Source organism: Enterococcus sp. (assembly GCF_022711995.1).
Taxonomy (GTDB): Bacteria; Bacillota; Bacilli; order Lactobacillales; family Enterococcaceae; genus Enterococcus_D.
The window spans coordinates 1-11,621 of record NZ_JALAHI010000026.1 but is presented as its reverse complement, the minus strand read 5'-3'; the positions used below and the strand labels follow the sequence as shown (position 1 = coordinate 11,621).

Here is an 11,621-nt window from a genome sequence, read left to right as displayed (position 1 = left end):
GGAGAATCTATCAAATAAAAGGGAAGGGTATTTCCATTGCTCCTAATAGTTTTTTATTAAAGTAATCATTAAATTAAGCAGCAAAGCATCGTGATTAAAAATGAGAGGAGCTTGTAGAAAGGCTTGTTATCGGTAGTCTAAGAGTCACCAATAGACCTGCTAGTCAAAAAACTTTTTATAGATAGGCTATCTTCAGAAGTTGTCGACTTGCTTAGGACTCAGTAAAGCGAAATGTCCAATGGAATCAAGGCTTTTATCGAAGACAATTTCTATTTCTCATTGAAAAATTTGACACGGTTCTCTATCGGTTTTCTAAATGAAGACTTTTAAAAAGGATTAAAATTGTTTATGATGAGAAGGAGAGCTAGTCGGCAGCGCTTCCTCTGCAGATTAACTTTGGTACATTTCTGGGGGATTTTAGTTTGTTGTACACTCTTGAAAACATTGTGATTCCTTTGCTAATTAAGGGAAAGAAACAGCTTTTTACATATGATAAGCTCAGACCAGCCTTAGAGCTGTAAGGATTGACGATTTTTAAGACGGATAAAAGAGTTGGCGACAGCACAAGACGGCACAATAAGAGAAAACTAATTTAAGAAAGTAGGAAATCCAGTGAAGTTAAAAAATGATTGGCAGTTAATTTCTGATCATGAGTTAGAATTGAAGTTGTTTTCAAATGTTAAAAACCCAAATGAATTCGTTGTTAGGGATAAAAATGATACCGGTGCGTTGTGTTCGTTTATCCTGTCTGACACAGCTGTAGAAATACAGGAAATGTCATGGGCAATTTCTTTAAAAATGGATTGGGAAAATAAAATAATCTATTTAACGGATAGTGAAGAAAAAAACAATAGCTAACCGCTCGTTTTTGCTTTGGTTCATCGAAGTGGTGTATCCGTGAGATAGCAGCTCTAAAGCGGACCTTATTCAGTATGAAAAATAACTAAGATGGACGGAAATACTCTAGCTTTGGTTGATTTAAGTACCTATGATCGTTTTGTGTTGGAGTGCAAATGTGCTAAAGTAAGGGTGTAAAGCAAGAAAATTTTTTCTGTCGCTTAGAAGGATAAAAAAAACACCTTACAGAGTGTAAGGTGTCTGAATCGCTCTTCTACCAACGATTCGAATTAACGCGCCTTGAGGGAATCGAACCCCCGTCTCAAGAACCGGAATCTTACGTGATATCCACTACACTAAAGGCGCGAAGCACAAATAACAGTTTAACCAATTTTTTGAAAAAAAACAAGAGGTAAAATGATGAAATTTCAACAACAATTTTCACAACAGCAAAAACAGACACAAAAATTGGCAATGACACAGAAACTGCAGCAGTCGATTCAAGTGCTGCAATTTTCATCAGACGAGTTATTGGCTTTCATAGATAATCAAGCATTAGAGAATCCACTGATTGATTTAACGGACCATGAGTACCCGACAAGCTATACAGCTAGCAGCGCAACTTCGGACCAAATCAATGAGTATTTAAATCAGATCCCCAATCGAGGAAGTTCGCTCTTTGAATATTTGATTGATCAAATTCATTTGAATTATCGAGACACCTTTCTTCGGACAGTTGTTTTATTTTTAGTAGAGTACATTGATTTGAATGGCTTTCTAACCATTGATTTAGCGAAAGCCGGTCAAATGACTGGAGCTTCGGAGATTCAAATGCTGGATGCTCTCACGCTGATCCAGCAATTAGATCCGGCAGGTGTCGGCGCACGAGATCTACGAGAATGTTTGATGCTTCAAACCGAGCGAGATGATGCTGCACCGGAACTCGCCTACATCGTCTTAGAGGAATGGTTCACGGAACTAGCAGAGCGCAAGTGGGATAAAATCGCGAAAAGTTTGTCAGTCTCTCTTTCAGAAATTCAAAAAGTATTTGACTATATTCAAACATTGACTCCCACACCTGGAGCTGCTTTTGGCTCTACAGACGGATTGTACATCATCCCTGATCTACGAGTGACGATTGAGGAAGGCCATCCGGTTGTTACTTCCAATCGGCGGGCAATGCCGGAAGTTCGTTTCCAACAGCACTATTTTGATCAATTGAAACAAAGCGGCGACGCTGAAGTGAAGAAATATTTAGACAACAAAGCGCAAGAGTTTGAATGGCTGAAAAAGACCCTTCAACAGCGAGGAGATACCATCTATCGGGTAGGGGCGGCTATCGTGGAGCACCAGCAGGACTTTTTTTTACAAGCTGAACGGCCATTGAAGCCCCTAATTTTGAAAGAGATTGCAGAAGAATTAGGCGTTCACGAATCAACGGTCAGTCGGGCAGTCAATGGGAAATATTTGGAAACAGAATTTGGTGTCTTTGAGTTGAAATCTTTCTTTGGCCAAAAAGTGTCCACTCAAAGTGGGGAAGATGTGACCACAGAGGCCATCAAACGGCGTTTGGCCGCATTGATCAATGAAGAGAATAAACAAAAGCCGCTTTCCGACCAGAAACTGGCTGATTTACTAAAAGCTGAAGAAGTAGAGATTTCCCGCCGCACGGTTGCCAAATATCGGGAAGCACTAAATATTCCTGGCTCTTCTAAGCGTAAACGATTCGATTGATTTTCGGCAGTACCTTTGCAGAAAAAAAGCATCCGCAGCGGTCAGGTAATCCCTTTTGTTGCCGTCTCGCTTGGTGTGGCAGCAGATTTGTTTCAAGGGCGTAGTTCTTTTTGGGGGAGATAGCAAGACATCCCCAAAAGAACTTTTTTTAACTTCTTTTACCGTTCCGACTTTCTGGACTAAGGATTTTCTTGCCCGTTTTTGCTTATTTTTCCCACTATTTGAAAGTTGGTTTTTGTATGAAAAAAGTTTGTAGAAACATTTTTTTATCGGTTAAATAGTTGCATGAGCCGACCAGAAGTGCTACTATTATTGGTGTAAGAGATGAAATGAATTTTTTTTTAGCATAGATGGGTCATTTTAAGTCATTGTAGGACAAAAAACGTCCAACGGGAGGATGCAAAATGCTCGATGAATTGAAATTGATTGAGGCGATCACCCCGGATATCCTCGCAGTGCTTCAAGAACGTTACCGCATTTTACGGACGATCTATTGGATGCAACCGGTAGGGCGAAGGACGTTGTCTGAAAGCTTAGCGATGACAGAACGTGTTTTGAGGTCTGAGACGGATATCCTCAAAAAACTTAAATTGATTGATTCGTCTAAAAGCGGGATGCAATTGACAGCTTATGGCGAAGAAATCTATACGAAAATCGGTACGTTGATGGATCAATTGTTTGGTATGCATCAAACAGAGAAACGATTATCCGAGTATTTCGGCATTGATCGTTGCTTGATTGCCAGCGGTGATGGAGACCGTCAGCCAAAAGTGATTGCTGAGTTTGGTCAGCTGCTCAATGAGTCATTAGACCTATTGTTACCAGATGGCGAGAATACGATCGCTGTGATGGGCGGTACGACAATGGCTAACGTTGCCGAAGAATTAGGCAACCTTGAGACTAGCAAACGTCATAACTTGTTTGTTCCGGCCCGTGGTGGGATCGGAGAAGCAGTCAACGTTCAGGCGAATTCCGTCGGATCAGTGATGGCGATGCGAACCAATGGAAATTATCGTTCCCTATTTGTACCGGAACAATTAAGTACCAACACCTATGAATTTTTGTTGAAAGAACCAGCGATCTTAGATGTCTTAAACTTGATAAGTCAAGCAAATTGTGTTATTCATAGTATTGGACGAGCACTGCACATGGCGGCTCGAAGAAAGATGTCAGAAAAAGAGATCCTGATGCTGAAACAAAAGAATGCAGTAGCGGAATCATTCGGTTATTTCTTTAATGAAGCAGGCGAGGTCGTTTATAAGATTCCTCGTATTGGACTGCAGTTGAAAGACTTGCAGAACATACCGATTATTTTCGCAATCGCAGGCGGAAAATCAAAAGCCAAAGCGATCAATGCATATATGAAAAATGCACCAAAACAAACCTGGCTCATCACAGATGAAGCCTGTGCCAATGAGATTTTAAAAGGGGTAACCCTTTAAAATAAATATTTTTATGATTTTCATAAGGAGGAAATCTTAAATGACAGTTAAAGTAGGTATTAATGGATTTGGACGTATCGGACGCTTAGCATTTCGTCGTATCCAAGAAGTAGAAGGAATCGAAGTTGTGGCTATCAACGACTTAACAGACGCTAAAATGTTAGCACACTTGTTAAAATATGATACAACACAAGGACGTTTCAACGGTACTGTTGAAGTTCATGAAGGATCATTCAACGTGAACGGAAACGAAATCAAAGTTCTAGCAAACCGCAACCCTGAAGAATTGCCTTGGGGCGAATTAGGTGTTGAAATCGTGTTAGAATGTACTGGATTCTTCACTTCTAAATCAGCTGCTGAAAAACACTTAACAGCTGGTGCAAAACGTGTAGTTATCTCAGCTCCTGGCGGAAACGATGTACCAACAATCGTTTACAACACAAACCACGAAACTTTAACAGGTGACGAAACAGTAATTTCTGGCGCTTCATGTACAACTAACTGTTTAGCTCCTATGGCTAAAACATTGAATGACAAATTTGGTGTGATCGAAGGCTTGATGACTACGATCCATGCTTACACAGGTGACCAAATGACTCTAGACGGACCACACCCTAAAGGTGACTTCCGCCGTGCCCGTGCTGCTGCAGCAAACATCGTTCCTAACTCAACTGGTGCTGCTAAAGCTATCGGCTTGGTAATTCCTGAATTGAACGGTAAATTAGACGGAGCTGCTCAACGTGTTCCTGTTGCAACTGGTTCATTAACTGAATTAGTTACAGTTCTTGACAAAGAAGTAACTGTTGACGAAGTAAACGCAGCAATGAAAGAAGCTTCAAACGAATCTTATGGTTACAACACAGACGAAATCGTTTCTTCTGATATCGTTGGTATGACTTACGGTTCACTATTTGATGCAACTCAAACAAAAGTTATGACTGTTGGCGACAAACAATTAGTTAAAACTGTTGCTTGGTATGATAACGAAATGTCATACACTGCACAATTAGTACGTACTTTAGAATACTTCGCTAAATTGTAAGATTTCTGCGTCGTACATTCATTTAAACCATCGCAAGAGAAAGCGGGGAAGCAGCGCGCTTCTCCGCTTTTTTTAACAATTACATTTAGGAGGAATCTGTTCATGGCTAAAATGACAGTTCAAGATATCGATTTAAAAGATAAAAAAGTTCTTGTGCGTGTGGATTTCAATGTTCCATTGAAAGACGGCGTGATCGGTGACGACACCCGGATCAAAGCAGCACTTCCAACAATTAACTACGTGATCGAAAATGGCGGAAAAGCAATTCTTTTCTCTCACTTAGGTCGTGTCAAAGAAGAAGCAGACAAAGAAGGCAAATCTTTAGCACCAGTAGCAAAACGTCTAGGCGAATTGTTAGGTAAAGAAGTAACTTTTGTTCCTGAAACTCGTGGCGAAAAATTAGAAGCAGCGATCAACAACATGAAAGATGGCGATGTCGTTGTTTTTGAAAACACTCGTTTTGAAGATATTGACGGCAAAAAAGAAAGCAAAAACGATCCAGAGCTTGGCAAATACTGGGCTTCATTAGGGGATGTTTTTGTCAATGATGCCTTCGGTACAGCTCACCGTGCCCATGCTTCAAACGTCGGTATCGCTTCTACAGGAATCCCAACAGTTGCTGGATTCTTAATGGAAAAAGAAATCAAATTTATCGGTGAAGCAGTCGAAGAACCAAAACGCCCAATGGTAGCGATTCTTGGTGGTGCGAAAGTATCTGATAAAATCGGTGTCATTGAAAACTTGATTCCTAAAGCAGACAAAATCTTGATCGGTGGCGGAATGACTTACACATTCTACAAAGCAAAAGGAATGGAAATCGGTAACTCTCTTGTTGAAGCAGACAAAGTTGAATTAGCAAAAGAATTGATCGAAAAAGCTGGCGATAAACTTGTTTTACCAGTTGACTCAATCACAGCTGCTGAATTTTCAAATGATGTTCCAACAGAAGAACATACTGGCGATGTTCCTGAAGGTCAAATGGGCTTAGACATCGGACCTGAAACAATTGCCTTGTTCGCTGAAACATTAAAAGGAGCAAAAACAGTTGTTTGGAACGGACCTATGGGTGTGTTTGAAATGTCTAATTTTGCTAATGGTACCATCGGTGTTTGTGAAGCAATCGCAAACCTTGAAGATGCCACAACAATCATCGGTGGCGGAGATTCAGCTGCAGCTGCAGAACAATTAGGTTTTGCAGATAAATTCACGCACATCTCAACAGGTGGCGGAGCGAGTTTAGAACTTCTAGAAGGTAAAACTCTTCCTGGATTAGCAGCAATCAACGACAAATAAACAATCAATTGACACGGCTGCAGGGCAACAAGCAGCCGTGACCCTTAACAAACAAAGGAGTGCCAGAAAAATGCGCAAACCAATTATTGCCGGAAACTGGAAAATGAACAAAACTGCGAAAGAAGCAAAAGAATTTGCTGAAGCAGTCAAAACAAAAATTCCTAGCAACGATAAAGTAGATTCTGTGATCGGAGCACCAGCGTTATTCTTGGAAACATTAGTAAATGCTGCAGAAGGTACAGAATTAAAAATTGCTGCTCAAAACAGCTACTGGGAAAATGAAGGTGCCTTTACTGGAGAAACTTCACCAGCTGCTTTAGCTGACTTAGGCGTGGACTATGTGATCATCGGTCACTCAGAACGTCGTGAATATTTCCATGAAACAGACGAAGACATCAACAAAAAAGCGAAAGCAATTTTCGCAAATGGTATGATTCCAATCCTATGCTGTGGTGAATCTTTAGAAACCTATGAAGCTGGCAAAACAGCTGAATGGATCGAAGGACAAATCACTGCTGGTTTAGAAGGCTTGACAGATGGTCAAGTCAGCAATCTAGTTATTGCTTACGAACCAATTTGGGCAATCGGTACTGGTAAATCTGCCGATGCACAAATCGCAGATGAAATCTGTGGTGTTGTCCGTCAAACAGTTGAAAAATTATACGGTAAAGAAGTTTCTGATGCTGTACGTATCCAATACGGTGGTTCTGTAAAACCTGAAAATATTGCAGAATACATGGCAAAAGAAAATGTAGACGGAGCGTTAGTTGGCGGCGCAAGCTTGCAAGCTGATTCATTCCTAGCATTGTTGGATGCAGTAAAATAATTTCATTCTCATGAAAATATTGTTTGCAGAAAACAGCTTTTTTCACTACAATTAAGATGTTCGCAAGGGAGCTTCCCTTAAGATAAAACAAACTCAAAGGAGAGACAAAACATGTCAATTATTACTGATGTTTACGCACGCGAAGTCCTAGACTCACGTGGTAACCCAACTATCGAAGTAGAAGTCTACACAGAATCAGGTGCTTTCGGCCGTGGAATGGTTCCTTCAGGAGCTTCAACAGGTGAACACGAAGCAGTTGAATTACGTGACGGCGACAAAGCTCGTTATGGTGGTAAAGGTGTAACGAAAGCAGTTGACAATGTAAATAACGTCATTGCTGAAGCAATCATCGGCTACGATGTACGTGACCAAATGGCTATCGATAAAGCAATGATCGCTTTAGATGGAACTCCTAACAAAGGTAAATTAGGTGCTAACGCAATTCTTGGTGTTTCTATTGCCGTTGCTCGTGCAGCTGCTGACTATCTAGAAGTGCCTTTATACCACTACTTAGGCGGATTCAATACAAAAGTATTGCCTACACCTATGATGAACATCATCAACGGCGGATCTCACTCAGATGCTCCGATCGCTTTCCAAGAATTCATGATCTTGCCTGTAGGCGCACCTACATTCAAAGAAGGTCTACGTTGGGGTGCTGAAGTATTCCATGCGTTGAAATCAATCTTGTCTAAACGTGGTTTAGAAACTTCAGTAGGTGACGAAGGTGGTTTCGCTCCTCGTTTTGAAGGAACTGAAGATGGCGTTGAAACAATCTTAGAAGCTATCAAAGCTGCTGGTTTAGAACCAGGTAAAGATGTTTACCTAGGATTTGACTGTGCTTCATCTGAATTCTACGAAGATGGCGTGTATGACTACACGAAATTTGAAGGCGAAAACGGTGTGAAACGTACCGCTGCTGAACAAGTTGACTACCTAGAAGAATTAGTTAACAAATACCCAATCATCACAATCGAAGATGGTATGGATGAAAATGACTGGGATGGTTGGAAACTATTGACTGAACGCCTTGGCGACAAAGTTCAATTAGTTGGTGACGACTTGTTTGTTACAAATACTGAAATCCTTGAAAAAGGAATCAAAAACGGTATCGGTAACTCAATCCTAATCAAAGTAAACCAAATCGGTACATTGACTGAAACATTCAATGCAATCGAAATGGCTAAAGAAGCTGGTTACACTGCTGTTGTTTCTCACCGTTCAGGTGAAACAGAAGATTCAACAATCTCTGATATCGCAGTTGCAACAAACGCTGGCCAAATCAAAACTGGTTCTCTATCACGTACTGACCGTATTGCAAAATACAACCAATTACTACGTATCGAAGACCAACTTGGTGAAGTTGCTGAATACAAAGGCTTGCAAGCTTTCTACAACTTAAAAAACAAATAATACGGCGAATGTAAAAGCAGGACTGCCATTTTTTACCCAATGAATGATTTGGTGTAAAAAGTGATGCTGCTTCCACATTGCTTAGTAGGGAAAAGTGCTTTTCTTATGTCAAATGACATGAGGAAGGCACTTTTTTTCTGCCCACTCTTATTACTGGTACTTTCATTCCTCTAAAGAATGAATTATTGCGGGAATAAATGGTCATCAAGAGAGAATTCATCAACCATCAAAGTAAGCTGTTTAATTCTATGCCGCATGTCCTCTAAAGACGTGACCAGCAAATCCTCACCAATCATTGAGCAGTTCCTCATTCCCTAGGATTCAAGAGAAAGGGGTCTTTGCATTACTAAGAAAATGTCAGAAATTTTGAAGCGTCGATGGAAATACTATTCTACTTCTTAGAAAGAGTTTGTTAAAATGGAAGAGGAATGACGGTTCAATTCTTATACTCAATACGTCAAAGAAGGAGCTATGCCCATGGATGATTTCAAAGGAAACATGTCGACGATCACAAAAAAAGGAAATATCATCTACAAATCACGTCCAGATAACAGCGAAACAATCAAACGCTTCCTCCAATTTATGGCCTCTTTTCCCTTGAATATGCCAAAATACTTGGGTGAAACTGCTGAAGAAATCCACTTATCTTTTGTGAATGGAAAGAGTATTCATGATACTCTAGACGAGATTCCCTTTGAAAAAAAAGAAATGATGATAAAAAGTGCAGCTAAGCTTTTGGCTGATTTTCATTCTGCTTCGGAAAAATTTGTTGTTTTAGAAAGCGACCAGTTTTTCCTAAGTTATCCAGGCTCTCTGGACAAAGATGTCATTTGCCACAATGATTTTGCTCCTTACAATTTGACTTTTGAAGATTTTGAAGCCGTGGGAATCATTGACTTTGATACAATATGTCCTGCACCAAGAGAATGGGATATTGCCTATGCACTCTATCGGTTTATTTTAATCGATACTCGTCTACAACCGAACTATCATTCGCTAATACAGTTATTTCTCGCAGCTTACGGATATAAGCAAAAGAGAGATTTTTTACCGATAGTCATCGAGAGAATTGAATCATTGGTTCAGTTGTTTGAGGATGAAATAAGTAAAAAGAATCAGAGCTTCATTGAAATGGAGAAAAACGGACATAAAAAATTTTATATAGAAGAAATCGAGCGTCTCAAATCCATCGAAACTAGCTATGATCAGATTTGAACCATTTTAGAATCTATCAATGGTTTTGCCTTATGTAGACGCTGATTCTTTTATCTATCAAACGATGAATCAGGAGAGGAAAATAACTATGAGTGAACAAGAACCAGAATTTATGAATTTACCTTTATTAGAGCGAGAAAATCGCTTGATGCCTGAAATAATCAGATGCCTCTTGTCTTTAGGTGGGGAAGCAAGTAAAAAGGAAATTGTCAAAGCGTTACTGCTTACCTCAAAAGAAATTCCCGAAGATTATATCGAATTTTCACGGGTGTCAAAGCAAAGTGGAAGAACGTATAAGCCATTTAATTTTCAGTTCAATTTTGCCATTAAGCATCTTGAATTCGCTGATTTCGTCACGGTCCCAAGACGTGGAACAATTAAGCTGACCGATAAAGGACAAGCAACCAGTTTAGAAGAATTTGACAGTGAAGAGGTCAGAAAATTATCGGAACCAATTTTTGAAGCCAATAAAAAGCGCAAGCAGATTTCTCAAACAATCAATAATTCTGAAACAGTGGGAGATAAACTAGAAGAATTGTCTCTAGATGACAATCAAGTGGACTCGTGGAGAGCCTCGCTGTTGGATGCATTAAAAGCGATGGCTCCTAAGAAATTTGAATTGTTTTGCCGAAGATTAGTGAAACAAATGGGCGTTGAGATAGACACCAAAATCGGCGTTCAATACGTGGCAGATGGTGGACTTGATGGATTTGGTTATATTACATCAGATGAATTTCGAACGACTCGCGTAGCAATTCAAGCCAAAAGATGGGAAGGAACTGTCTCTTCTCCTGAAATTGATAAATTTAGAGGGTCAATGGACAAACACAATGCAGAATTTGGCGTGTTTCTTACCACGTCCACTTTTACAAAAAATGCCATTGAGGCATCTAGAATTGGAACAAGAGTAATTACGTTGATCGATGGCGATGCCATTTGTGACTTAGTGGCAAAATATGAGTTAGAAGTGACCCCAGTTATGACTTATGAATTGAGTGACTTTTATTTTGAGAATAATTGATCAAGTTGCTAAACAGACAACAGGAAAGTGAAAGTTTCTTAAAGGGGGAAGCAAATAGGAAGCAAGAATGGCCGTTAAATGATTCCACAATTTAGTTTATCCTTGTGAATAAAGAAATCACACTGCAAGGACTGCTTACGAATAGCAGGGAAAAAAGATCATGAGAGATGAAATGAGTTGAATGGGATTGTTTCAGAAGAGAATGAGCGAGAAATGAATAGGAGGAATGTACGTGTTGCACAGTAAAATCGTACAGTCGCAAGATTATTCAGAGGTAATTGCTATTTGGGAAAGATCTGTCCAAAAGACCCATCAGTTTTTGGTTCAAGAAGATATAGCTTTTTATAGAAATATATTACCCCAGCATTTTCAAGAAATCGAATTGCGCTTATGGTCGGTAGATAATCAGGTGATAGGCTTTAGTGGGACGTCAAAAACAGAATTGGTCATGCTATTTCTGGATCCGGCATTTATTGGGAAATCTTATGGTAGCAGGATTTTAGAATGGTTAATCGAAGAAAAAAGAATTGATCGGGTAGATGTTAATACGCAAAATACCTATGCCAAAGCTTTTTACATCAAATATGGATTTAAGGTTTTGTCAGAAGATGCAAAAGATGGCTATGGGAAGGAATATCCGATTACACATCTGGTCAAGGACCATCAAGCGGTATCGTAAAGGTACTGCTTTTTTGCTGCAACGAAGTTGTTTTTGGAATGAAGGATCGTTTATAAAAAAATGATTTTTCTTCAAAGTTCTTTCGATGCAGGTATATAGAAAACTTGATTTCACATAGG

10 protein-coding genes and 1 tRNA gene are annotated in these 11,621 nt (G+C 39.7%); 10 read left to right on the top strand and 1 reads right to left on the bottom strand.

Features of this window, described 5'->3' with window-relative positions; translation table 11 throughout:
• Positions 1–612 precede the first annotated feature (612 nt).
• The gene (locus Q0A12_RS02140; protein WP_291291071.1) at positions 613–858 is read left to right on the top strand and encodes a hypothetical protein; all 246 of its coding nucleotides are present in this window, start codon (positions 613–615) and stop codon (positions 856–858) included.
• Between the two features lie 273 nt (positions 859–1,131).
• On the opposite strand, the gene Q0A12_RS02135 is transcribed toward Q0A12_RS02140, so the two are convergent.
• A tRNA-Arg gene (locus Q0A12_RS02135) sits at positions 1,132–1,203 on the bottom strand.
• Between the two features lie 54 nt (positions 1,204–1,257).
• Between Q0A12_RS02135 and rpoN the strand changes: the two genes are divergently transcribed.
• The 9 genes from rpoN (at position 1,258) to Q0A12_RS02090 (ending at position 11,502) form a co-directional block, all read left to right on the top strand.
• Entirely contained in the window at positions 1,258–2,571 is a 1,314-nt protein-coding gene (rpoN, locus tag Q0A12_RS02130) for an RNA polymerase factor sigma-54 (protein WP_291291070.1), read from the top strand.
• A 404-nt stretch (positions 2,572–2,975) separates the two neighbouring features.
• Positions 2,976–4,013, top strand: a complete 1,038-nt coding sequence (locus Q0A12_RS02125; protein WP_291291069.1) for a sugar-binding domain-containing protein — start codon at positions 2,976–2,978, stop codon at positions 4,011–4,013.
• A 40-nt stretch (positions 4,014–4,053) separates the two neighbouring features.
• Positions 4,054–5,055, top strand: coding sequence for a type I glyceraldehyde-3-phosphate dehydrogenase (gap, locus tag Q0A12_RS02120; protein WP_003127561.1), 1,002 nt, complete (start codon positions 4,054–4,056; stop codon positions 5,053–5,055).
• A gap of 102 nt (positions 5,056–5,157) precedes the next feature.
• The gene (locus Q0A12_RS02115; protein ID WP_291291068.1) at positions 5,158–6,348 is read left to right on the top strand and encodes a phosphoglycerate kinase; all 1,191 of its coding nucleotides are present in this window, start codon (positions 5,158–5,160) and stop codon (positions 6,346–6,348) included.
• A 70-nt stretch (positions 6,349–6,418) separates the two neighbouring features.
• Entirely contained in the window at positions 6,419–7,174 is a 756-nt protein-coding gene (tpiA, locus tag Q0A12_RS02110; RefSeq protein WP_291291067.1) for a triose-phosphate isomerase, read from the top strand.
• Positions 7,175–7,285: 111 nt separating this feature from the next.
• The gene (eno, locus tag Q0A12_RS02105; RefSeq protein ID WP_291291066.1) at positions 7,286–8,587 is read left to right on the top strand and encodes a surface-displayed alpha-enolase; all 1,302 of its coding nucleotides are present in this window, start codon (positions 7,286–7,288) and stop codon (positions 8,585–8,587) included.
• 603 nt (positions 8,588–9,190) lie between these two features.
• Positions 9,191–9,802: a phosphotransferase gene (locus tag Q0A12_RS02100; RefSeq protein ID WP_291291072.1), complete on the top strand. Its 612-nt coding sequence runs from the start codon at positions 9,191–9,193 to the stop codon at positions 9,800–9,802.
• 88 nt (positions 9,803–9,890) lie between these two features.
• Positions 9,891–10,823, top strand: coding sequence for a restriction endonuclease (locus Q0A12_RS02095; protein WP_291291065.1), 933 nt, complete (start codon positions 9,891–9,893; stop codon positions 10,821–10,823).
• Positions 10,824–11,055: 232 nt separating this feature from the next.
• Complete coding sequence (locus Q0A12_RS02090; protein ID WP_291291064.1) at positions 11,056–11,502, top strand: GNAT family N-acetyltransferase; 447 nt, start codon at positions 11,056–11,058, stop codon at positions 11,500–11,502.
• Positions 11,503–11,621: the final 119 nt, after the last annotated feature.